Source organism: Komagataeibacter melaceti (genome assembly GCF_003403295.1).
Classification (GTDB): domain Bacteria; phylum Pseudomonadota; class Alphaproteobacteria; order Acetobacterales; family Acetobacteraceae; genus Komagataeibacter; species Komagataeibacter melaceti.
Map to the genome: position 1 here is coordinate 1 of NZ_QUWV01000041.1, position 21,114 is coordinate 21,114.

23 protein-coding genes and 1 tRNA gene are annotated in these 21,114 nt (G+C 65.1%); 15 read left to right on the plus strand and 9 right to left on the minus strand.

The features are described from left to right. Nucleotides 1–132: 132 nt before the first annotated feature. The 3 genes from DY926_RS05210 to DY926_RS05220 all read right to left on the minus strand — a co-directional run bounded on the left by DY926_RS05210 (nt 133) and on the right by DY926_RS05220 (nt 1,675). Nucleotides 133–1,068: a polyprenyl synthetase family protein gene (locus DY926_RS05210; RefSeq protein ID WP_408886032.1), complete on the minus strand. Its 936-nt coding sequence runs from the start codon at nt 1,066–1,068 to the stop codon at nt 133–135. Nucleotides 1,069–1,076: 8 nt separating this feature from the next. Further along, a complete protein-coding gene (locus DY926_RS05215; protein WP_102323502.1) occupies nt 1,077–1,307 on the minus strand; it encodes an exodeoxyribonuclease VII small subunit in 231 nt (76 codons plus the stop codon). An 83-nt stretch (nt 1,308–1,390) separates the two neighbouring features. Continuing rightward, the gene (locus DY926_RS05220; protein WP_116702400.1) at nt 1,391–1,675 is read right to left on the minus strand and encodes a sulfurtransferase TusA family protein; all 285 of its coding nucleotides are present in this window, start codon (nt 1,673–1,675) and stop codon (nt 1,391–1,393) included. A 121-nt stretch (nt 1,676–1,796) separates the two neighbouring features. On the opposite strand from DY926_RS05220, the gene DY926_RS05225 reads away from it, so the two are divergent. Beyond that, nucleotides 1,797–2,708 carry an ROK family protein gene (locus DY926_RS05225; protein WP_116702401.1) on the plus strand — a complete coding sequence of 304 codons (912 nt, stop codon included), beginning with the start codon at nt 1,797–1,799 and terminating at the stop codon, nt 2,706–2,708. 130 nt (nt 2,709–2,838) lie between these two features. On the opposite strand, the gene DY926_RS05230 is transcribed toward DY926_RS05225, so the two are convergent. Beyond that, the gene (locus DY926_RS05230; protein WP_116702402.1) at nt 2,839–3,603 is read right to left on the minus strand and encodes an RlmE family RNA methyltransferase; all 765 of its coding nucleotides are present in this window, start codon (nt 3,601–3,603) and stop codon (nt 2,839–2,841) included. 12 nt (nt 3,604–3,615) lie between these two features. Beyond that, nucleotides 3,616–4,746, minus strand: coding sequence for a Ppx/GppA phosphatase family protein (locus tag DY926_RS05235; protein WP_116702403.1), 1,131 nt, complete (start codon nt 4,744–4,746; stop codon nt 3,616–3,618). 166 nt (nt 4,747–4,912) lie between these two features. On the opposite strand from DY926_RS05235, the gene DY926_RS05240 reads away from it, so the two are divergent. The 3 genes from DY926_RS05240 (at nt 4,913) to DY926_RS05250 (ending at nt 6,367) form a co-directional block, all read left to right on the plus strand. Next, nucleotides 4,913–4,986 (plus strand) — tRNA-Gln (locus DY926_RS05240). A 347-nt stretch (nt 4,987–5,333) separates the two neighbouring features. Then, entirely contained in the window at nt 5,334–5,633 is a 300-nt protein-coding gene (locus DY926_RS05245; protein WP_116702404.1) for a hypothetical protein, read from the plus strand. Between the two features lie 239 nt (nt 5,634–5,872). Beyond that, the gene (locus tag DY926_RS05250; RefSeq protein ID WP_116702405.1) at nt 5,873–6,367 is read left to right on the plus strand and encodes a YaiI/YqxD family protein; all 495 of its coding nucleotides are present in this window, start codon (nt 5,873–5,875) and stop codon (nt 6,365–6,367) included. Nucleotides 6,368–6,445: 78 nt separating this feature from the next. Here DY926_RS05250 and DY926_RS05255 read toward each other — a convergent pair whose 3' ends face one another. Beyond that, nucleotides 6,446–7,174, minus strand: a complete 729-nt coding sequence (locus DY926_RS05255) for an SDR family NAD(P)-dependent oxidoreductase (RefSeq protein ID WP_116702488.1) — start codon at nt 7,172–7,174, stop codon at nt 6,446–6,448. Nucleotides 7,175–7,519: 345 nt separating this feature from the next. Here DY926_RS05255 and rpmI point away from each other — a divergent pair, with 345 nt between their 5' ends. From rpmI to lpxB, 6 genes are all read left to right on the plus strand, one after another. After that, nucleotides 7,520–7,723 carry a 50S ribosomal protein L35 gene (rpmI, locus tag DY926_RS05260; RefSeq protein WP_007400447.1) on the plus strand — a complete coding sequence of 68 codons (204 nt, stop codon included), beginning with the start codon at nt 7,520–7,522 and terminating at the stop codon, nt 7,721–7,723. 14 nt (nt 7,724–7,737) lie between these two features. Next, nucleotides 7,738–8,094, plus strand: coding sequence for a 50S ribosomal protein L20 (gene rplT / locus DY926_RS05265; RefSeq protein WP_003620466.1), 357 nt, complete (start codon nt 7,738–7,740; stop codon nt 8,092–8,094). A 204-nt stretch (nt 8,095–8,298) separates the two neighbouring features. After that, entirely contained in the window at nt 8,299–9,369 is a 1,071-nt protein-coding gene (gene pheS / locus DY926_RS05270; protein ID WP_116702406.1) for a phenylalanine--tRNA ligase subunit alpha, read from the plus strand. A gap of 3 nt (nt 9,370–9,372) precedes the next feature. Beyond that, complete coding sequence (gene pheT / locus DY926_RS05275; protein ID WP_116702407.1) at nt 9,373–11,835, plus strand: phenylalanine--tRNA ligase subunit beta; 2,463 nt, start codon at nt 9,373–9,375, stop codon at nt 11,833–11,835. Beyond that, nucleotides 11,816–12,874: a phosphate ABC transporter substrate-binding protein PstS gene (pstS, locus tag DY926_RS05280; protein WP_116702489.1), complete on the plus strand. Its 1,059-nt coding sequence runs from the start codon at nt 11,816–11,818 to the stop codon at nt 12,872–12,874. The genes pheT and pstS overlap by 20 nt, the downstream gene beginning before the upstream one ends. Nucleotides 12,875–13,011: 137 nt before the next feature. Next, nucleotides 13,012–14,211 carry a lipid-A-disaccharide synthase gene (gene lpxB / locus DY926_RS05285; protein ID WP_116702408.1) on the plus strand — a complete coding sequence of 400 codons (1,200 nt, stop codon included), beginning with the start codon at nt 13,012–13,014 and terminating at the stop codon, nt 14,209–14,211. On the opposite strand, the gene DY926_RS05290 is transcribed toward lpxB, so the two are convergent. The 3 genes from DY926_RS05290 to ygfZ all read right to left on the minus strand — a co-directional run bounded on the left by DY926_RS05290 (nt 14,171) and on the right by ygfZ (nt 15,725). After that, nucleotides 14,171–14,392, minus strand: coding sequence for a hypothetical protein (locus DY926_RS05290; RefSeq protein ID WP_116702409.1), 222 nt, complete (start codon nt 14,390–14,392; stop codon nt 14,171–14,173). The genes lpxB and DY926_RS05290 overlap by 41 nt on opposite strands. An 8-nt stretch (nt 14,393–14,400) precedes the next feature. Next, entirely contained in the window at nt 14,401–14,817 is a 417-nt protein-coding gene (hisI, locus tag DY926_RS05295) for a phosphoribosyl-AMP cyclohydrolase (protein WP_116702490.1), read from the minus strand. 74 nt (nt 14,818–14,891) lie between these two features. Then, nucleotides 14,892–15,725 carry a CAF17-like 4Fe-4S cluster assembly/insertion protein YgfZ gene (gene ygfZ, locus DY926_RS05300; protein ID WP_116702410.1) on the minus strand — a complete coding sequence of 278 codons (834 nt, stop codon included), beginning with the start codon at nt 15,723–15,725 and terminating at the stop codon, nt 14,892–14,894. 83 nt (nt 15,726–15,808) lie between these two features. Here ygfZ and DY926_RS05305 point away from each other — a divergent pair, with 83 nt between their 5' ends. The 5 genes from DY926_RS05305 to DY926_RS05325 all read left to right on the plus strand — a co-directional run bounded on the left by DY926_RS05305 (nt 15,809) and on the right by DY926_RS05325 (nt 21,112). Then, nucleotides 15,809–16,723 (plus strand): glycosyltransferase family 9 protein, encoded by a 915-nt coding sequence (locus tag DY926_RS05305; protein WP_116702411.1) that lies wholly within the window; start codon nt 15,809–15,811, stop codon nt 16,721–16,723. 208 nt (nt 16,724–16,931) lie between these two features. Continuing rightward, nucleotides 16,932–17,630, plus strand: a complete 699-nt coding sequence (locus DY926_RS05310) for a hypothetical protein (protein ID WP_116702412.1) — start codon at nt 16,932–16,934, stop codon at nt 17,628–17,630. Nucleotides 17,631–17,655: 25 nt separating this feature from the next. Further along, the gene (locus DY926_RS05315) at nt 17,656–19,029 is read left to right on the plus strand and encodes an outer membrane protein assembly factor BamB family protein (RefSeq protein WP_116702491.1); all 1,374 of its coding nucleotides are present in this window, start codon (nt 17,656–17,658) and stop codon (nt 19,027–19,029) included. 14 nt (nt 19,030–19,043) lie between these two features. After that, on the plus strand, nt 19,044–20,474 hold the full coding sequence (der, locus tag DY926_RS05320; RefSeq protein WP_116702413.1) for a ribosome biogenesis GTPase Der: 1,431 nt from the start codon (nt 19,044–19,046) through the stop codon (nt 20,472–20,474). 44 nt (nt 20,475–20,518) lie between these two features. After that, nucleotides 20,519–21,112 carry a nicotinamidase gene (locus DY926_RS05325; RefSeq protein ID WP_116702414.1) on the plus strand — a complete coding sequence of 198 codons (594 nt, stop codon included), beginning with the start codon at nt 20,519–20,521 and terminating at the stop codon, nt 21,110–21,112. Nucleotides 21,113–21,114 lie beyond the last annotated feature (2 nt).

The following is a 21,114-nucleotide window of genomic DNA, read 5'->3' on the forward strand; positions in this document are numbered from 1 at the left end:
GTTCTTCCGCAAGCTGCTTCAGCTGCTCAACGGAGAGGTTGCGCAGGTCATGCGGCATGCGGACGCGGTCAAGCTGCGCATAGCGCCCCAGCGTCGGGATCGCGGAAGGCGTATTGCTGTCGGTCATGTCAATCAGTTCCTGCGCTCGACCACGTAGCGGATCAGATCGCGCAGGCGATCAGCCTCGGGGCCAAAGATGTCGATATGGGATTCCGCCTGCGCCGCGACGCGCTTCGCCTCGTTCGCGGCCCCTTCCACGCCCAGCAGGGCGACGTAGGTGGACTTGCCCGCAGCTTCGTCCTTGCCTGCGGTCTTGCCCAGTTCCTCGGCGCTGGCGGTGGCGTCCAGCACGTCATCGGCAATCTGGAACGCGGCGCCAAGGTCACGGCCATAGGCGGAGATGCGCCTGCGCACGTCATCGCTCGCCTGGCCAAGGATGGCCCCGGCCTCGGCCGAGTAGCGGATGAGGCAGCCGGTCTTGAGCGCGTGCAGGCGGGCCACTTCCTCCAGCGACAGGGCGCGGCCTTCGCCCTCCATGTCGATCATCTGGCCACCCACCATGCCGGCAGCGCCCGAGGCCTCGGCCAGGGCGCGGACCAGGCTCACGCGCACTTCCGCGCTGGCGTGGGTCAGGGGATTGGCGAGAATGTCGAACGCCGAGGTCTGGAGCGCGTCACCCGCCAGGATGGCCGTGGCCTCGTCAAACTTGCGGTGGGTGGAGGGCTGGCCACGGCGCAGGTCGTCGTCATCCATGGCGGGCAGGTCATCATGCACCAGTGAATAGGCATGCAGCATCTCAACCGAGGCGGCGACACGGTCCGCGCCTTCGGGGCTGACGCCGAACAGGCTGGCGACCTCGGCCACCAGATAGCCGCGCAGGCGCTTGCCTCCGCCCAGCGTTGCATAGCGCATGGCGTCGATCAGGCGGGCCTCGCCCCCTTCGACACGGGGGAGGAGACGGTCGATCATCGCTTCGATCGCCGTGGCGCGCGCGGACATGGATGCACGCAGACGGACCATGCGATCCGTACCGTCTGTTTGGGACGAGGTTGCTGTTGTTTGGCTCATCTGGCGCATCAATCCATTGGTTTTGCTTCCAGCGTGCCATCCGCACGCTGGACAATCGCCTGAACGCGGGCCTCTGCCTCGTCCAGTTTCTTCTGGCAGTACTGCCGCAGGGCCGCGCCGCGTTCGTAGGACGTGATGGCGTCCTCCAGCCTGAGCTGGCCCACCTCGAGCTGCCGCACGATGGCCTCAAGTTCGGCCAGTGCGTCCTCGAAGGAAAGGTTGGTCAGGTCATCTGTCATCGGCGCGCGGTGCTTCCTGCAATAACGTAGCTGGCGGACGCATTACATCCTTGAGGGGCATCCTGCCAAGGGGACAACTGGTTTTACGCCTGCCGGGCATCCGGGGCGGGGGTGTCGCCCGCGGGCTGCGGGGCCTCGGGCTCGGGCCTGCGGCGGATGACGAAGGAGAGCGTGCCGCCTTCCTCCCCGAAGGCGATGAGCGCGTGGCCGGTCTCGCGGCAGAAAGCCTGGAAATCCGCGACGGAAGCCCGGTCCGTGGCGATGACGCGCAGCCGCTCGCCCGGTGCGAGGGTGCGCAGCATGCGGTTTGCCCTGAGTACGGGAAGTGGACAGGTCAGCCCGCGTGCGTCTAGCAGGATCTCACTCATGGGGCCTTGTCTCCTCGTGGTGGGCAGCCATGCCCGGACAACAGGGTTTGATGTTCCGTGTGGGTACGATCATAAAAGAAAACGTGCCATTGATAAGATCATGATGAAAGAAAGACTCCGGATGGGCTCCTATCGTATCGGAATAGATTTTGGCGGCACCAAGATCGAGATCGCCGCACTGGGCATGGATGGGGCCGAACTGATCCGCCGGCGGATCAGCAATCCCGGCAATTACACCGCGGCCATTCAGGCCATGTGTGACCTGATCCATGGCGTGGATTCTGAACTGGGTGGAACGGGCACGGTCGGAATCGGGATTCCCGGTTCCATCAGCCCCGATATCGGCGTGATCAAGAACGCCAATGCCACATGGCTGAACAACCAGCCCCTGAACCGTGACATGTCCGCCGCACTGGGGCGTGAGGTGCGGATCGAGAACGACGCCAACTGCTTCGCCCTGTCGGAAGCGATTGATGGCGCGGGGGCCGGGTTCCACAGCGTGTTTGGCGTGATCATCGGCACCGGCATGGGGGCCGGGATCGTGATCGACCGCAAGCTGCTGATCGGGCGCAATCACATTGCGGGGGAATGGGGGCATACACCGCTGCCCTGGCCGCGGATTGAGGAATTCCCCATGCCCAAATGCTTCTGCGGCAATGAGGGCTGCATGGAGCGTTTCCTGAGCGGTTCCGCGCTGGCGCAGGACTGGAAAGGTCCGGGCCACCGCAGTGCTGCCCATATCGAGGAGGAAGCGGCTGCCGGGGATATTACGGCAATCGGCGCGCTGGACCGTTACATGGACCGCATGGCGCGGGCCTGCGCCATGGCGATCAATTTCATGGACCCCGACGTGATCGTGCTGGGTGGCGGCGTATCCAACCTTGATACGCTGTACGAGCGCGTGCCCCATCTCATGCGCCGCTACATCATTACGCCGGACTGCCGCACGCCCATCGTCCGCAACCGCCATGGCGACAGTTCGGGCGTGCGCGGGGCGGCGTGGCTGTGGGATGACCACCATACGGATGCGTAAAGCCGCCTGAATTAACCTGCCGAGCGGCAAGGAAAATGTCTCCGGTCGCCGCCTTTTCCTTTAAAGGCGGCGTTACCTGAATCTTCTTTCCGGGTAGCGGAACATTCCTTGAGGGGGTGCGACGGGGAAGTCAGTCTTCCCCTTTGTCCAGGCCGCGAAATCCCGTCGCCACGACATAGAGTTCACTCGATTCCTTGCGGCTTGCCGGTGGCTTGGCGTGCCGCACCTGCGTGAACAGGGCCTTGAGCGCCGTCAGCATCTGTTTTTCCGACCCGCCCTGAAACACCTTGGCCACGAACGCGCCACCGGGGGCAAGAATATGCGTGGCGAAATCCAGCGCCAGTTCGGCCAGCCCGATAATGCGCAGGTGGTCGGTCGGGGCATGGCCGGTTGTGTTGGGCGCCATGTCGGACATGACAATATCCGCCCGCCCGCCCAGCAGTTCGGTCAGGCGGTCCGGCATGTCGGGGTCATTGAAATCCCCTTCGATAATGGTAGCGCCGGGAACCGGGTCCACCGGCAGCAGGTCAACGCCGACCACTTCCGCCGCCCCGCGCTTGACGGCAACCTGCGTCCAGCCACCGGGGGCCGCCCCCAGATCCACCACCCGGGCACCGGGGCGGATGAGGTGGAAACGGTCGTCCAGTTCAATCAGCTTGAAGGCGGCGCGTGAACGCCAGCCCTGCTTCTGCGCCGCCTGCACATAGGGGTCGTTCAGTTGCCGTTGCAGCCAGCGGTGCTGTGCGGTGGTGCGGCCGCGCGCCTTCTTGACCGTGACGGTCTTGGTCCGGCTGGCCTGTACGGACCGGCCATCGGCGCTGGTATCGCCATCTCCGGGGGTAAGGCTGCTGGTACGGGCCTTGCCCGGTATGCGGGTGGAGGAACGCTGTTTCATAAGGGGACGCGGTCAGGAACTGACCCGGTGCTCCATGCGATTATACAGGGGGAAGGAAGACGGTGCGGCGGAAAGACCGCCACGCCGTTTACGGTCCCCGATCATGCGTAAAAGCAGGCCGTCACGCAATCCCCGGTCGGCCACCGTCACCTCGGCCATGGGCCAGGTGGTGACGATCGCCTCGAATATGGCGCAGCCGGGCATGATGTAGCGTGCGCGTTCCGGCCCGATGAGGGGATTGGCGACCAGCGCGTCCATGCCTGCACGGCGCAGGCCGTCGATTATGCCCAGCGCGCGCGGCACCGGCAGGGTGGTGCCATCAATGCGGGTGCGGTCATAGCGTGTCTGGCCCAGTGCGAGGCTGGCCAGTGTCGTGACCGTGCCGCTGGTGCCCAGCAGCATGACATTCTGGCGCACGATCTCACGGGCGATGCAGTGGACATCATCAAACCCGCGCAGGACGTTGCTGATTTCCGCTACGACAGCGGAATAGCCCTTGTCTGAAAAGATGTCGGCGCCGTCGCGCTCACCCAGCGTCATGATGCCGACGGGCAGGCTCACGTAGCCCGACAGGTCGTGCCGCCCGGCATGGCGGTCGATTCGCGCCCATGCGATCTCGGTCGAGCCGCCGCCAATGTCGAACAGCAGGCCACGACCGGTTGTGCCCCGACTGTCCTGCAGCAGCGAGGTGCAGGCGGCGAGCGCAAGCTCCGCCTCTTCACGTGCCGAGATGATGGAGATGTCCAGTCCCGTCTCGTGCAGGACACGGCTGAGGAAATCCAGCCCGTTCCCCGCGCGGCGGCAGGCCTCGGTCGCGATGGCGCGGTGGCCGTGCAGGTCATACAGCCCCATGCGTGCGACACAGGCCCGCAGCGCGGCCATCGTGCGCTCCATGGCCGGGTCGGCCAGTCGTCCTGAATGATGCAGCCCTTCGCCAAGGCGCACCGCGCGGCTGAAACTGTCGATCACGCGCAGGCCGTGCGAACTGGCACGCGCGATGAGCAGGCGGCAGTTATGGGTGCCCAGGTCAATGGCTGCGTAAAGTGGTGCCTGCATGCCCCGGCGATGCGCCACGGGGGAGAGAAGGGGCGGGTGCCCCTGCTGTCGTGTCTTCGCGCTGAGCGTTTGCTGGACCATGTGCATCCAAAACCCGTTGATGGATGAGGTATTACCTATTGTGTTGAGTGTTCTGCATAAAACGCAAGCCAAAAGAGAAAGTTTGCATAAAAGCAATATGGGGGGTTGCGCGGCTCAGTCATGGCGGCTATATGCCTGATCACCGCAGCGCACCGCGCCGCTTTCTCCTTGCTGGGGGATAGTTTAGCGGTAGAACTACCGGCTCTGACCCGGTCAGCCCTGGTTCGAATCCAGGTCCCCCAGCCAAAACTTCCCTAAAATAAAATCTGATACTGCCGCAGCCATCAAGGGCTGATGCGTTTGGTTTGTCCTGATCGTTCGGGTCGATTCAGCGTGGCTGTTATCGGCGGGACGGGATTGGCCGCGAATCAATATTCTGCCGGTTGCCATTGCGCGTTCGGGATCGTGTTGCGGTAATTCGTGCAGTGCCGTGACCTGTCCGGTTCCTGAATTTGACAGTAATTGTAACAGGCGGGCAGGGCTTTTGTGTACTTATGAAACATTTCCCGATCTGCCTTGACACAAAAAGACAAGAAGCGTGACATGGCAATGTCCTGAATTCATCGGATTAAATTCAAATAGGGGAGTTTCATATGTCCGTTTCTGTTTCGAATATTGGTAGCGGTTCTCTTGCCAGCCTGCTGGATACATCTTCGTCGGGCAGCAGTTCATCGTCTTCGTCTTCTTCATCGGGAACAAGCTCGTCCTCAAGCACGACGACGAGTGAAGTTTTCAATAGCGATGGGTCAATTACCACCATCGTCAAGGATTCCAGCGGCGACATTATTTCCGAAACCACCAGTGGTGGCACGAATTCCGCCTCCTCGCAGGGTGGAACCGGCGCGCAGTCCGGCACGCAGGGCGATGCGGACGGCGTTGATCTGTACGCCTGATCTGCCGCGTATGGCCTGATAATGTGACTTCGGGACATGATGGCATATTCACGGCCGTCCGGTGGGCGGGGGATGGGAATCCATGCCCCGCCCATGGTCCTGTCTGCCTCTGGTCCTTGCTAACCATGCATCTGCCGGAATAGGACAGGCGGCATGTTGTCATGTCCCAACCTGCCGCCTGGTCCCCGATGCTGCCATTCTGTCCGTAGCGTGCCGATGCGCGCGGGTCTGTGCGCCTCATGACGCGGATATTCATTGATGCGGATGCCTGTCCCGTCCGTGATGAGACCTATCGGGTTGCCCAGCGCCATGGGCTGCATACATTTGTCGTGTCAAACCGCATGATTGCGGTTCCGTCCTCCCCATTGATCGAACGGATCGTGGTGACGCAGGGGATGGATGTGGCGGATGACTGGATTGCCGAACAGGTGCGGGCGCATGACATTGTCATATCCGCCGATATCCCGCTGGCCGCGCGATGTGTTGCAAGCGGTGCCTGTGTGCTGGACCCGCGTGGGCGGGTACTGGATGAGGATGCGATCGGGATGGCGCTCGCGATGCGTAACCTCATGGAGGACCTGCGCTCCACCGGCGCGATCATGCAGGGTGGGCGCGGCTTTACACGCGCGGACCGTTCCACATTTCTCTCATCGCTGGATACAGCCGTGGTCCGTGCCCGCAAGCAGGCGGCAGGGCATGGCCGACCACTACGTATCGTGCCGCCTCCTGAATGATGGCGGCCGTCAGCCTGTTAGGCGTTAGAAATCGGAAGCGTGCAGGCGGGTCTATCTGCCGCCCGCACGCAATGTAGTTCAGGCCGCGAGGCCGCCATCGGTTGTCATCGCCGCACCGGTGATGAAACTGGCTGCCGGGCTGGCCAGGAACGAAACCAGGGCCGCGACATCGCTGACCTTCCCATATTCCTTGTGGCACATGAAGCTGCGCAGCAGGTCCGCCGCGGCACCTGTCGCCGGGTTCATGTCGGTGTCGATCGGGCCGGGCTGGACCACGTTGATGGTGATCCCGCGCGGGCCCAGATCGCGCGCGGCGCCACGGGCAAAGCCGTTCAGCGCCGACTTTGATGCGGAATAAAGCGAAATGCCGGGGAAGGGCGAACGATCGGCAAAGGTCGAACCAATCAGCACGATCCGGCCGCCATGGGTCATGTGGCGTGCGGCCTCGATGGTTTCGATCATCACGGCGCGGACATTGAGGCCCAGCACGGCGTCAACCTGCTCATCCGTCATCTCGGCCACATCGCCATAGGGATAGATGCCCGCATTGCACACCAGCGCGTCAATCCGGCCCAGTTCACGCACGACCTGCTGTATGGCGGCGCGGTTGCCATTACCTTCGCCGTCACAGCGGATGGCAATGGCGCGGCGGCCCAGCGCGCGGATTGATTCCAGCGTTTCCTCGGCTGCCTGGGCGTTGCGGGCATAGGAGATGGCGACATCATAGCCATCCTTCGCCAGCGCACGGGCAATGCCCGCGCCGATGCCACGGCTGCCGCCGGTTATGTATGCTACGCGGTCTGTCATTTTGTATTCCTCGACATGATTGTCAGCCATGGTGCTGATACGGTTCATGATGGATTGCGTGGCATCATGGGCGGAAGTCAATGGTCATGCGGCGTCACGGCGCATCATTATTATATTAACGGGCTGAAGTTGTTTTCCTGCGTCTTGCCCTTTCGGTGGCGGGCACGGTCCGGGGAAAATGCACACCGGCAGGGAAGGGGCTTGATCGCGCCTTCGGGGTTGTCTATAGCGGGCGTGTTCGCGCGTCCGGGCCTGTAGGGCATGCCCGGCCGCAATGTAGCGTTCCCGCCCTGTCATGTACAATGGCGCGGCAGGAACGCAGGCACGTAAACCGAGGAGAAGAAAATGCCCAAGATGAAGACCAAGTCATCGGTCAAGAAGCGGTTCAAGATCACCGCGACCGGCAAGGTGCTGGCAGGGCCCGGCAACAAGCGTCACGGCCTGATCAACCGCTCGCAGAAGATGAAGCGCACGAACCGTGGTTCGCAGGTGCTGACGGAAATGGACGGCCGCACTGTAAAGCAGTGGGCCCCCTACGGTCTGGCATAAGGAGTAGCTGAGATATGGCACGTGTAAAACGCGGCGTAACCAGCCACGCCCGCCACAAGAAGGTTCTTGAGCTCTCCAAGGGTTATCGGGGCCGTTCCTCCACCAATTACCGCATCGCGCTGGAACGCCTGGAAAAGGCGCTGCGCTATGCCTATCGCGACCGCCGCAACAAGAAGCGTGAATTCCGCGCCCTGTGGATCCAGCGCATCAACGCCGCCGTGCGTGAACATGGCCTGACCTACAGCCGTTTCATCAACGGTCTGGACAAGGCTGGCATCGAGATCGACCGCAAGGTCCTCGCCGCCATTGCCTTTGACGATGCGGCAACCTTCGCCGAGATCGTGAAGAAGGCCCAGGCCGCTCTGGCCTGATCCCTGTTCCACGCCCGTGTGGCGACAGGTCCACGAAACGGGTCGTCCGAACGGGCGGCCCGTTTTGTTTTTTATGCAATGCCCGTGCCGCTTTTCTGGTTGGCGGCGGGTACAGTTTCAGGTGTCGGGTCTGGCCCGCGCCGGCAGGTCCCGCCGGCGGGTGGTTCCTGCCAGCCCGCCCGGCAGGAGCCAGCGCGAGGTGCTATGAGTGACGATCTCGAAACCCTGAGGGAACAGACAGTTCAGGCACTCGCTGCCGCGACCGACATGCGCGAATGGGACGCGGTGCGCGTTGGCACGCTGGGCAAGTCGGGGCGGCTGACCGCGCTGCTCAAGGAACTCGGGCGCATGACGCCAGATGCGCGCCGCCAGCGCGGTGGCGCACTCAACCGCCTGCGTGACGAACTTTCCCGCCTGATCGAGGCGCGTGGCCAGGAACTCGAAACCGCCGCCCTGAACGCCCGCCTCGCTGCCGAGCGCGTGGACGTGACCCTGCCCTGCGCCCCGCAGGCGGAGGGGCTGCTGCACCCCATTACCCGCACCATCGAGGAAATGACCGCCATTTTCGGCGCCATGGGGTTCCAGCTTGCCGAAGGCCCGGATATCGAGAGCGACTGGCACAACTTCTCGGCCCTGAACACGCCCGCGCACCATCCCGCCCGCACGGATCAGGACACGTTCTACCTGCCTGCCGTGGCCGAGGGCCAGCCCGAGCGCGTGCTGCGCACCCAGACATCGGGCGTGCAGATCCGCACCATGCTGGGCAAGGAGCCGCCCATCCGCATCATCGCGCCGGGCCGCACCTACCGCGCCGACCACGATGCTACCCATTCCCCCATGTTCCACCAGTGCGAGGGGCTGGTGATCGAGAAGGGAATTACGCTTGGCCATCTGAAGGGCTGCCTGTCGGACTTCCTGCGCGCGTTTTTCCAGATGCCGGACCTGCCGGTGCGCTTCCGCGCCTCCTATTTCCCGTTTACCGAACCGTCCATGGAAATTGACATCGGCTGGTCGCGCAAGACGGGCCAGATCGGCACCGGCGGTGACTGGCTGGAAGTGCTGGGCGCAGGCATGGTTCACCCGCGCGTGCTGGCCAATTGCGGGCTGGATGCGCGCGAATGGCAGGGCTTTGCCTTTGGCATGGGGATCGAGCGGCTGACCATGCTGCGCCATGGCATTCCGGACCTGCGCTCGTTCTATGAAAGCGATGTCCGCTGGCTGCGCCATTACGGCACGTCGCCCCTGTCTCCCGCCCTGCTGCATGAAGGCCTGTAAGTAATGAAGTTCTCCCTGTCATGGCTGCGCGAACACCTTGAGACCCCGGCGACGCTGGAAGAAATCTGTGCCACGCTGAACACCATCGGCCTGGAAGTGGAAGGGGTCGAGGACCGGGGCGCGATCCTTGCCCCGTTCCGCACCGCCCGCATCATCGAGGCCACCCAGCACCCCAACGCCGACCGCCTGCGCGTCTGCCAGGTCGATGCGGGTGAGGGGTTCGAGCGTGTGCAGGTTGTCTGCGGCGCACCCAATGCGCGCACCGGGCTGCATGTGATCTTCGCGCCGCCGGGCACCTTCATCCCTGCCAGCGGCATCACCATCAAGGCGGGCAAGCTGCGGGGCGAGGAAAGCGGCGGCATGCTGTGTTCGCTGCGTGAACTGGGGCTGGGCGCTGAAAGCGACGGCATTGCCGAACTGCCGGATGGCACCGTGCCCGGACAGTCCTACGCCCTGTTTGCCGATCTGGATGATCCGGTGATTGATATCGCCATCACCCCCAACCGTGGCGACGCGCTGGCCGTGCGTGGCGTGGCGCGCGATCTGGCGGCGGCGGGTCTGGGCGAACTCCGCCCGTGGATGACCGAAACGGTCGAGGGGCATTTTGATACCCCCATCAACTGGCGCATCACCTATCCCGAGGCCTGCCCGTGGGTGCTGGGGCGCAGCATCCGCAACGTCCGCAACGGGCCAAGCCCCGAATGGCTGCAGCGCAGGCTGGAATCCATCGGCCTGCGCCCGGTCTCGGCGCTGGTGGACATTACCAATTTCTTCGCCTTTGACCTTGGCCGCCCGCTGCATGTGTTCGATGCGGACAAGCTGATGGGCACTGAGCTTACCATCTGCCGTGGCGCTGGCGAGAGCTTCGTGGCCCTTGATGGCAGCGAACATGTCATGACACCGGATGACTGCGTCATTGCCGATGGCCGGGGTGTGCAGTCGCTTGCCGGGATCATGGGCGGGTCGGAAACCGGCGTCAGTGAAACGACCACGAATGTATTCGTGGAATGTGCGCTGTTCGATCCCGTGGCCATTGCCCTGTCCGGACGGCGGCATAACCTGCATTCCGATGCCCGCCAGCGTTTCGAACGCGGCGTGGATCAGGCCCTGCCGCCTGCGGCGCTGGAAGCCGCCACGCGCATGATCCTTGAACTGTGCGGTGGTGAGGCGGGCAGTGTCGTCTCCGCCGGGCAGGAGCCTGCGTGGCAGCGGCAGGCGCATCTGGAATTCGCACGGCTGGAAACGCTGGGTGGCCTTGCCGTGGCGTCGGATCAGGCCGTTCACCTGCTGGAGCGTCTGGGCTTTGGCGTGCGTGAGCGCGACAGCCGCCATGTCGTGGTGGATGTGCCCTCATGGCGCAACGACATCGCAACACCTCTGCTGCTGGACCAGGGGGCTAACCTGCCTGCCGCACGCGTGCAGGCGGCAGCACAGGGCGCTGCGGCGATCGACCCGGAAGTGGATCTGGTCGAGGAAATCCTGCGCCTGCGCGGGCTGGACAGCGTGCCCGCCGTCTCGCTGCCGGTGCATGGCGCGGTGCCCACCGCTGCCCTGACCCCGCGGCAGGCCCGTATTTCCGGCCTGCGGCGTGAGCTTGCCGCGCGCGGATTGCTGGAGACGGTAGGCTTTTCGTTCGTGGCGCTGGATCAGGCTGTCGAGTTCGGCGATGCGCCGCCCGACCTGCACCTGCTCAATCCCATCGCGGCCGATCTGGACCAGATGCGCCCGACACCGCTGGTCAACCTGCTGGCGGCGGTCAAAAGCAATGCGGCGCGCGGTTATCCCGACCTTGGCCTGTTCGAGGTCGGACCCGGCTTTGACGCCGATGGCCAGAAGCTGGTTGCGGCAGGCATCCGCAGCGGTCATTCCGCCCGGCTGCCCGGCCAGCCCGCACAGCCGGTTGACCTGTGGCAGGTCAAGGCCGACGCGCTTGCCGCGCTGGCGGTCATGGGCGCGGCGATCGAAGGGTGCAGCATCACGGCTGATGCCCCGTCCTATTACCACCCGGGCCGTTCCGGTGTGATCCGGCAGGGACCGAAGCTGGTGCTGGGGCATTTCGGGCAGTTGCATCCGGCCCTGCTGGCCCGGCGCGGGATTGATGTGCCGGTCTGTGCGTTCACGCTGTATCCGGATGCGGTGCCGGAACCCAAGCGCAGGCGCAAGGCTCCCCCCGCGCTGTCGGCTTTCCAGCCACTCAAGCGCGATTTCGCCTTTGTCGTCGCGACCGACGTGGCGGCGGAAAAGCTGCTCAGGGCCGTGAAGGGGGCCGAGCGTAACCTGATTGTCGCGGTCAGCCTGTTTGATGTTTATGAAGGCGACAAGGTTCCGGTCGGTCACAAATCACTGGGTGTCGAAATCACCCTCCAGCCGATGGACAGGACCCTGACCGATGCGGAAATCGAAGCTGTCTGTGACCGTGTGGTCGCCGCTGCGCATAAAAGCTGCAATGCGGCCCTGCGTGGCTGATCGCGGCCCGGTGCGCGCTGGCCGGGCATGGCGCGCCATCCGGCGGGCGGGCCTTGGTCTGGTGGCGCTGCTGGGCACGTCCTGCCTTTCGGCCCATGCTACCGAGATCATCGGGGCGGGGTCCAGCTTTGGCGCACCGATCTATGGCGCGTGGGGGGAAGGGGTATCGCATGCCATGGATATCCGCCTGAACTACCAGACCATCGGCTCCGGCGCGGGGCAGAACCAGGTCCGGGCCCGCACGGTGGATTTTGGTGCGTCTGATGCCCCGATGAACGCGGAGCAACTGGCGCAGAACGGCCTGCTCCAGTTTCCCACGGTGCTGGGCGCGATCGTTCTGGTCGTGAACCTGCCCGGTGTTGATACCGCGCACCTGCACCTGACGGGGGAACTGCTGGCGCGGCTGTACGCCGGTGACGTCACCATGTGGAACGACCCGCGGATTGTTGCGGAAAACCCGGGCATGACCCTGCCTGCCATGCCGGTCGCCCCGGTGCGGCGCGCCGATGGGTCGGGAACGACCTTTGTGTTCACCTCCTACCTCGCACGCGTGTCGCCACGCTGGGCGGCGGAGGAGGGGCGTGGCACGTCCATTGAATGGCCAGCGGGCGAAGGCGCACGCGGGAACGATGGCGTGGCCGCCGCCGTGCGCAATACCGAAGGCAGCATCGGTTATCTGGAATATGCCTATGCGGCAGGCAACCACATGCCCATGGTGGAACTGCGCAACCGGCATGGTGATCTGGTCGCGGCTGACCCCGAAAGCTTCAGCCGCGCCGTAACCTCGGCCCGGTGGGCGCAGGACGCCACCCATTCCGCCGATGTGCTGGATGGGGAAGGTGCGGGCGCATGGCCCATCATGGCGGCGACCTATGTGCTGGTTCCCCTCGACCGGGCGGCCACGCCGCAGGGCAGGGCAGTGCGGGCCTTCTTTGACTGGGCCATGCAGCATGGCGGTGATGCGGCGCGCGCGCTGGGTTACGTGCCCCTGCCTGCTGAGATCAGCACCAGCATGCGGGCGGTGCTGGACACGCACTGAACGGGACGGACGGCTTTTCGCCAGGCGGGACATGAAGCGGCGGGAATGGTCTTTCATGCCACATCCCTGCCCATAACGTATCGCTCTGGGCACGCGGCATTTGCGCTGGCCCATATGACGCGATAAGCCGGTTGGGCATGACAGGATCTTCTTCCCACCCCCCGCCGTCTCCCTCCGGCCCCCTTATCTGGATCGTGGCGGGGGAGGCCAGCGGTGACGTGCTGGGCGGTCGCCTTATGGCGGCGTTGCGGCATATGCGGCCCGACCTGCGGTTTGCGGGCATTGGCGGTGAACATATGCACGCGCAGGGATTGCACAGCCTGTTCCCGCTGCGCGACCTTGCGGTGATGGGATTGCTGGAAGTGCTGCCCCGGCTGCGGCATCTCTCGCGCAGGCTGGACCAGGCGGTCAGGAACATTACCCGGCTGCGGCCTGATCTGGTCATAACCATTGACAGTCCCGGCTTTACCCTGCGCCTGCTGCGCCGGATCGCGCCGCTATCCATTCCACGCCTGCATTATGTGGCCCCACAGGTCTGGGCTTGGCGCGAACACCGGGTAAAGGAATTTCCGGGGTTGTGGGAGCGGATGTTGTGCCTGCTGCCCTTCGAGCCGGAATTTTTTGCCCGGCACGGGCTTGAGGCGCGCTTTGTCGGCCATCCGGTCATCCAGTCCGGGGCGGATCAGGGATCAGGGGCGGCGTTCCGCGTCCGCCATGGCATAGCAGACGGCGCGCCCGTGCTGGTGCTCATGCCCGGCAGCCGCCGGTCGGAGGCCCCACGCCTGCTGCCGGTCTATGGGCGGATGCTGGCCCACCTGCAACGCAGCATGCCGGGTATCGTGCCGGTTGTGCCCGTGGCTCCCGTCATTGCCGATATCGTGCGCCGGGGCGTGGCGAAATGGCCGGTCAAGCCGCTTGTCATCACCGATGTAAATGACAAACATGATGCCTTTGCCGCAGCCGATGCCGCGCTGACCAAATCCGGTACATCCACGCTGGAACTGGCCATGGCGGATGTGCCGATGGCCGTGACCTACCGTGTCAATCCGGTAACGGCAACCATGGCGCGGCGGCTGATTCGCGTGCCCTACGTCGCTATGGTGAACCTGCTGTCCGGCCACAGGTTGGTGCCGGAACTGTTGCAGGAATACTGCACGCCCGAACGCCTGGCGGCCACGGTCGAGCGGCTTTTACGTGATGAAACCAGCCGCCGCCTGCAACGCGCTGGTTTTGCGCATATCCGCGCCAGCCTGCGTGGGCCGGGTCAGGACCCGGCCACCGCGGCGGCGCTTGAGGTCATGGATTTGCTGGCTGTGCGTCCTGCCGCGGGGGCGTAGCCTGCGGGGCGTCCGGCGCGGCGGGGGCAGTGGCGGCGGGGCGCGGCGCCTCGTTTTCCGTGACGAGGGCATGCAGTTCATTGCGCAGCATGATGAACCCCATGATCAGCGTGCCCACCACCATGATCCCGATCCAGATGAGCTTGCCGATCTGCTCCCGTCTTTCTTCATCTTGCGCCATTGGATTCCCTAGCCTTTGCCATAAAGCGTTTCCGCCGCCACTTCCGGCTGCGTGATTTCCACAATCCCTTCGGGACGTAGCGCATTGTAAAAGCAGCTTCGCCGCCCCGTGTGGCAGGCAACCCCTGTCTGGTCAACCACAAGCAGGACCGCGTCACGGTCACAGTCCAGGCGGGCATCCACCAGTTTCTGTACCTGGCCAGATGTCTCGCCCTTGCGCCACAGGCCGCCACGGCTGCGTGAGTAGTAGCATACCCGGCCCGTGCGCAGGGTTTCGTCCAGTGCCTCGGCATTCATCCAGGCGAGCATCAGGACCTCGCCGCTGTCATGCTGCTGGGCTACGGCGGTAATTAGCCCGTCGGCATTGAATTTGACCCGATCGATCATGGCGGAACGGGTGGCCGGGTCCGGCGGCGTGTAGGACATGGATTTTACCTTGAATATCGGGAGAAAGCCCGACTGGGCACATGCCCGGATGGGCATGGCTGTCCGGCCTTTGGTTATTGTGCCTTTTTGGCGGGCAGGCTGAACCATTCGGGCACATGCACGGCAATGGCGTGCCCCCCGGCGGTCAGGCCGGTATCGTTGATATGGTCCGTACGGATCATCGCCATGCCCGCCCCATCGCGGGAGGAACGCATTTCCCCCGCAGTGGCCGTGTCGGACATGATGGGCGTGCCCGGTGGCGGGAGTTCACGTTCCGCCGCAACTGGCAGCAGGTGGCGGCGTACCAGCCCCCGGTAGCGCGTGCGTGCCGTCAGTTCCTGCCCCATATAGCAGCCCTTGGTCCAGGAAATGCCATTGAGCTGGTCAAAATTGGCTTCCAGCAGCAGGGTCCTGTCACTTTCGCAGTCACGCGAGCCATCGGGCAGGCCAAGCGCCAGCCGGTGGCGGTCATAATCGACATCATCCGCCGTGGCGGACGGGGCGGGATGGCCGAGCAGGAAGCGCCAGCCCGCCTGTGCAAGGCGCGGGTCAGGGGCGGCGGGGTAGCCTTCGGGCGGGGTGACGTCCGTGCCCCATGCGGCATGCACCGCGTAACCGGTCTCCCCGATCTCGACCTGCGCGCGCAGGCGGTAGCGTGACAGGCGCTGGCGCAGCATGTCGGCCTGTCCGGCCTCACAATCCAGCAGCAGGCGCACGCCTTCGGGGTCGGCAAAGACAAAGAAATCGGCCAGCCATTTTCCCTGTGCCGACAGGAATGCCGTCCACACCGCCTTGCCGGGGGAGACAGTCGTCATGTCGTTGGACACCAGCCCCTGCAGGAAGGACACGCGATCCGCCCCGGAGACACTCAGCACGGCGCGATCAGGAAGATGAGCAATTCTGGCCATATCGGTAATCTGGCCATGTCCGCGCCGCGAGGCAAGGGGTAAGAGGGGGCGCTACATCCGTGAAACCTGACTGGCGGCGTAAAATGCACATCCTGTTCATTACCTCCACCCGGCTGGGAGATGCCGTCCTGTCCACCGGCGTGCTGGATGAACTGCTGCGGCGCTATCCGCAGGCCGATTTCACCATTGCGTGCGGGCCGGTGGCCGCCGGGCTGTTCGCGCACATGCCGCGCCGTGTCAGGACCGTGGAAATGGTCAAGCGCCCGCATAACCGGCACTGGCTGGAGCTGTGGCAGGCATGCCGGGGGCGCAGGTGGGACATCTGCGTTGACCTGCGCGGCTCGGTGGTGAGCTACTTCCTGCGCGTGGGCAGGCGGTACGTCATGCGCGGGGGGCGCAGGCCGGGGCGGCGGGTGGCCCATATTGGCGGCCTGCTCGGCCTCGATCCGCCGCCGCTGCCGGTCGCATGGACCAGTGCGGCCGAACGCGCACAGGCCGGGCATATGCTGGCGGCGGGCACGCGCTGGGTCGCGCTGGGGCCGACCGCCAACTGGGATGGCAAGATCTGGCCCGCCGAACGCTTCGTGGCCGTGTTCGCGGCCCTGCGCGCGGCGGACCCGGGCCTGCGGGCGGTCGTGCTGTACGGGCCGGGGCCTGCGGAACGTGCGCGGGCAGCACCGGTGCTGGCGGCCCTGCCTAATGCGCTGGATACGGGCGGCGGGCTGTCGGTGTCACAGGTTGCGGCCCTGCTGGCGCGATGCACGCTGTTCATTGGCAATGATTCAGGGCTCATGCACCTTGCTGGCGCGTGCGGTATTCCCACCCTTGGCCTGTTCGGGCGCAGCCGGGCTGCGGAATATGCGCCCTCCGGCCCATGGGCGCGCGCCGTTGTCGCACCCGGCCCGGCGGGTCATGCCCCCATGGAGGGGCTGGGCGTGGACGAGGTGACGCGCGCGGCGTGCGAACTGCTGCGGGAACGGCAGGACGCGGGCGGGTAAAACCCCATCTTTTTGCATTTCCCGCCCGCTTACCGCTGGCGGTGGCAAACGGGCCGGTCTATGTGATCGGACGGACGCAATGACGGCAAAACCCCGGTAATGGGGCAGGGCGGTTTGCCGTGCCGTTTCAGGCCCGGTATGCTGGGGCCGACAATCTTTATGCGCGATGCATCACGCACCGCGCCAGCGAGCAGGGAACGACAGGAACGTGGCTGACGACATCTTCACGGAAGTCGATGAGGAAATCCGTGCCGAGCGTATCCGGGCACTGGCCCGGCGTTATCTGGTGGTTGCGGGTGTTGCGGTGGCGGCAATCTGTATCGGGGCCGGTGGGTGGCAGTACTCCCTTTCGCGGGCGCACAAGGCGGATGCGGCGGTTTCGGCATCCTATTTCGCCGCGATGCGTGACGCCGCCCGCGCGCCCGACATGCCCGCCGGCACCGTCACACCGCTGAGCACACGGCAGAAAGGTGCTCTGGCGGCCCTCGAGGCGCTTGACGGCAAGGCCCGGCCTCCGCTGCGCATGCTCGCGCGGATGGAGCGCGCCGCCCTGCTGGCCGGTAGCGGTGATACGCCCGGCGCCCTGGCGCTGTGGGATGAGGTATCGCGCGATCAGGCAACCGACCGGGTCATCGCCTCACTGGCCAGCCTGTTATGGGTCCAGCACCAGATTGACAGTGGCGACCCTGCCACCCTCCGCTCCCGCCTTGCGGTGCTGGACGCGGCGGACCAGCCATGGCGTGGCCAGGCGATCGAGGCCGAGGCCCTGCTTGACCTGCGCGCGGGCAAGGAAACGGATGCCCGCGCCCGCTATGAGCGCCTGAGCATGGATATGGGCGTGGCCGACGGTGTGCGCAGCCGCGCCGAGGCCATGCTGCAGATGCTGGGAGGCGGCACGGATGGCTAGTGTGAAGCGGATGGACGAAAAGACCATGAAACCATGCCTGAGCCGCCGCCATGCGCTGCTGGGCGCGGGGGCGGCGCTGCTTCCCGCGCTGGCTGCGTGCAGTGGCGGCAAGAAGAAGACGCAGCTGCTCATTGGCCAGCGTTCGGACGTGCTGCACACGGTGGCGGGGCTGACGGTTGATCCGGATGAGACGCAGGCCGTCACCATCCCCGCGCAGGTGACTGTGAACGCATGGCCGCAATCGGGCCTCAGTCCCGACCATGCAGGCGTGAACATCGCCTGGGGCGGCCAGATGCGGCACCAGTGGAGCCACGACATCGGGGCCGGTAATTCCGAGCCGGAAATCCTGTCCTATGTCGCGCTGGGCGATAGCGGGCGCGGCATCATACAGGCCACGCCGGTGGTGCAGAACGGCCGGATTTTCGTGGCTGACGCACAGGGCGTGGTCCGTGCCTTCCGCTGGCCGGGCATGCACAAGCTGTGGGAATACAACCCCAAGCCGCGCAAGATGATGTCCAACAACCTTGGCGGCGGCATTACGGTCGATGGCGATACGCTGTACATCGTCGATGGCGTTGGCCAGGCGCTGGCGGTGGATGTGGAACATGGCAAGTTGAAATGGCGCGTCAATATCCAGACCCCGGGCCGCTCGGCACCCACCATCGTCAACGGGCGGCTGTTCTTCGGCACCATTGATGAACACCTGTTCAGCCTCGATGCCGAGAACGGCAATATCCTGTGGACCTATGCCGCCACCTCGGCCGATACGGTCATCTATGGCCAGCCCGCCCCGGCCGTGGCGGACGGGGTCGTGCTGGCGGGCTTCGGCTCGGGCGACCTTGTGGCCCTGCGCGCCGAGGGTGGTGAGGTCGTGTGGGCCGACACGCTGGGCAGCACCAACGGGCAGCAGGCGCTGATTGATTTTTCATGTGTCCATGGCATGCCGGTCATTACCGATGGCACCGCCTACGCCATCAGCACCGGCGCGGTTCTGGTCGCGATCGACATGCGCTCGGGCCGCAGGCTGTGGGAGCGCGGCATTTCCGGCCAGAACACGCCAGTGGTGATCGGGGACTGGATATTCCTCATTTCCATGGATGAGCAGGTGGCCTGCCTTGACCGGCTTTCGGGGCATGTGCGCTGGATCACCCAGTTGCGCCGCTACGAAAATGCCGACAAGCAGAAGCGCGGCGTGGTATGGAATGGTCCCATCCTGGCGGGCGGCAAGCTGGTGCTTGTCTCGAGCATGCCCGCGAATGGTGTTGCGATCCTTGACCCGGCGCAGGGGCATATCGAATCCCTCCATACCCTGCCGACACAGGTTACGACGGCGCCCATCGTGGTCGATAATCTGCTGTTGCTGATGGACAATAACGGCTACCTTAGAGCCTACAGTTAAAGAGAGTTGCCGCAGTGAGTTCATCTTTTCCATCCGCGCCAGTGGATGCGCTGCCGGTTGTCGTGATCGCCGGTAGGCCGAATGTCGGCAAATCGACCATTTTCAACCGGCTTGTCGGGCGCAGGCAGGCGCTTGTGGCGGATACGCCCGGTGTCACCCGCGACCGCAAGGAAGGGCAGGCGACCGTGCGCGGTCGCGCCATCCGCATCATTGACACCGCCGGGCTGGAAGAGGCCGCGCCCGATACGCTGTACGGGCGTATGCGGGCTTCGTCCGAATCCGCGGTGGCCACGGCCGATCTGGTCCTGTTCTGCATTGACGCGCGCAGCGGCATTACGCCGGCTGATGAACATTTCGCCAACTGGCTGCGCCGTCAGGGCCGCCCGGTGCTGCTGATCGCCAACAAGGCGGAAGGCAGGCAGGGAGCCGCCGCCGCCATGGAGGCGTTCTCGCTGGGGCTGGGCGCGCCGCTGGCCATCTCCGCCGAACATGGCGAGGGGGTCGCGGACCTCATGGCCGAAATCGTGGACCGCCTGCCGCCCACCGACCTGCCGCCGGTACACAAGCTGACCCGCCGCGACCGCCGCGTGCTGGCCGAAAGCGCGGAGGAGGAAGAAGATGTCCGCCCGCCCGGCCCGCTGCGCCTAGCCATCGTGGGGCGGCCCAACGCGGGCAAGTCCACGCTGCTCAACCGCCTGCTGGGCGAGGAGCGGATGATTACCGGCCCCGAGCCGGGGCTGACGCGTGATTCCATCGCCGTCATGCTCAATGACGATGAAGGGCCGATCCAGCTTGTCGATACGGCGGGGCTGCGCCGCAAGGCCCGCATTGACGAAACACTGGAGAAAATGTCCGTCTCCGCCTCGATCGAGGCGCTGAAGATGGCCGAGGTCGTCATCCTCGTGCTGGATGCGACGCTGGGCGTGCATGAGCAGGATCTCCAGATCGCCCGCCTGATCGAGCGTGAGGGACGGTGCTGCGTTCTCGCGCTGAACAAGTGGGACGCGGTGGAGGACCGGGCCGAGACCCGGCAGGCCATCCGTGACCGGATCGAGACCTCGCTGGCGCAGATGCGCGGTATCCCGGTCGTCTCCTTCTCCGCCATGACCGGAGCGGGCATCAACAAGCTGCTGCCCACCGTGCGCCGCGCATATGAGGTCTGGAACCGCCGCGTGCCGACCGGCGCGCTCAACCGCTGGTTCGAGATGATGGTCTCGCGCCATCCGCCGCCGCTGGTGGACGGGCGCAGGCTCAAGCTGCGCTACATCACGCAGGCCAAGGCCCGGCCGCCGACCTTCATCGTGTTCGGCACGCGCACGGACCAGTTGCCTGAGGATTACCAGCGTTATCTGGTCAACGGGCTGCGTGAGACATTCGACCTGCCCGGCACGCCCATCCGGCTGCTGCTGCGTGCGTCCAGCAATCCGTACGCGAAAGAACGCTAAGGCCGCCCGTATGGGGCGGCCTTGTCCGCCCCGGAGGATGATCCATGCCCGCCATCGGCCCGACCGACGCCCTGCTGATTATTGACATGCAGACCGATTTCCTGCCCGGCGGCGCGCTGGCCGTGGACGGGGCGGACGGGCTTGTGCCGCTGATCAACGATCTCTCCCGCCTGCCATTCGGTCTGGTCGTGGCCAGTCAGGACTGGCACCCGGCGGGGCATGTCTCGTTTGGTGAGGGGCCGGGCACGTGGCCGGTCCATTGCGTGGCGGGCACGGCCGGGGCAGAACTTTCGCCCGCGCTGGATCAGGCCCCTATCGGGCTTGTGCTGCGTAAGGGCATGAATCCCGATATCGACAGCTATTCAGCCTTTGAGGACAATGACCACCAGCACCGGACCGGGCTGGCGGGGCTGCTGCGGGAGCGGGGGATCGCCCGCGTGTTCATCGTGGGTGTGGCGCTGGATTACTGCGTGGCCCACACCGCGCGTGATGCGCGGCGGGCAGGCTTTGACACGGTTGTGCTGCATGATGCCTGCCGCAGCGCACTGGCGGCGCCCGACACGGTCCTTGCTGGCCTGACGGCGGACGGGGTCACGTGCATGGCCAGCACCGAACTCGGGACAGCGCCGCGTAGGTAAGT

Coding starts and splice junctions, on each gene's coding strand:
- DY926_RS05210 (WP_408886032.1), bottom strand. CDS start 1,068: ATGAGCCAAACAACAGCAACCTCGTCCCAAACAGACGGTACGGATCGC.
- DY926_RS05215 (WP_102323502.1), bottom strand. CDS start 1,307: ATGACAGATGACCTGACCAACCTTTCCTTCGAGGACGCACTGGCCGAA.
- DY926_RS05220 (WP_116702400.1), bottom strand. CDS start 1,675: ATGAGTGAGATCCTGCTAGACGCACGCGGGCTGACCTGTCCACTTCCC.
- DY926_RS05225 (WP_116702401.1), top strand. CDS start 1,797: ATGGGCTCCTATCGTATCGGAATAGATTTTGGCGGCACCAAGATCGAG.
- DY926_RS05230 (WP_116702402.1), bottom strand. CDS start 3,603: ATGAAACAGCGTTCCTCCACCCGCATACCGGGCAAGGCCCGTACCAGC.
- DY926_RS05235 (WP_116702403.1), bottom strand. CDS start 4,746: ATGCACATGGTCCAGCAAACGCTCAGCGCGAAGACACGACAGCAGGGG.
- DY926_RS05245 (WP_116702404.1), top strand. CDS start 5,334: ATGTCCGTTTCTGTTTCGAATATTGGTAGCGGTTCTCTTGCCAGCCTG.
- DY926_RS05250 (WP_116702405.1), top strand. CDS start 5,873: ATGACGCGGATATTCATTGATGCGGATGCCTGTCCCGTCCGTGATGAG.
- DY926_RS05255 (WP_116702488.1), bottom strand. CDS start 7,174: ATGACAGACCGCGTAGCATACATAACCGGCGGCAGCCGTGGCATCGGC.
- rpmI (WP_007400447.1), top strand. CDS start 7,520: ATGCCCAAGATGAAGACCAAGTCATCGGTCAAGAAGCGGTTCAAGATC.
- rplT (WP_003620466.1), top strand. CDS start 7,738: ATGGCACGTGTAAAACGCGGCGTAACCAGCCACGCCCGCCACAAGAAG.
- pheS (WP_116702406.1), top strand. CDS start 8,299: ATGAGTGACGATCTCGAAACCCTGAGGGAACAGACAGTTCAGGCACTC.
- pheT (WP_116702407.1), top strand. CDS start 9,373: ATGAAGTTCTCCCTGTCATGGCTGCGCGAACACCTTGAGACCCCGGCG.
- pstS (WP_116702489.1), top strand. CDS start 11,816: ATGCGGCCCTGCGTGGCTGATCGCGGCCCGGTGCGCGCTGGCCGGGCA.
- lpxB (WP_116702408.1), top strand. CDS start 13,012: ATGACAGGATCTTCTTCCCACCCCCCGCCGTCTCCCTCCGGCCCCCTT.
- DY926_RS05290 (WP_116702409.1), bottom strand. CDS start 14,392: ATGGCGCAAGATGAAGAAAGACGGGAGCAGATCGGCAAGCTCATCTGG.
- hisI (WP_116702490.1), bottom strand. CDS start 14,817: ATGTCCTACACGCCGCCGGACCCGGCCACCCGTTCCGCCATGATCGAT.
- ygfZ (WP_116702410.1), bottom strand. CDS start 15,725: ATGGCCAGAATTGCTCATCTTCCTGATCGCGCCGTGCTGAGTGTCTCC.
- DY926_RS05305 (WP_116702411.1), top strand. CDS start 15,809: ATGCACATCCTGTTCATTACCTCCACCCGGCTGGGAGATGCCGTCCTG.
- DY926_RS05315 (WP_116702491.1), top strand. CDS start 17,656: ATGAAACCATGCCTGAGCCGCCGCCATGCGCTGCTGGGCGCGGGGGCG.
- DY926_RS05325 (WP_116702414.1), top strand. CDS start 20,519: ATGCCCGCCATCGGCCCGACCGACGCCCTGCTGATTATTGACATGCAG.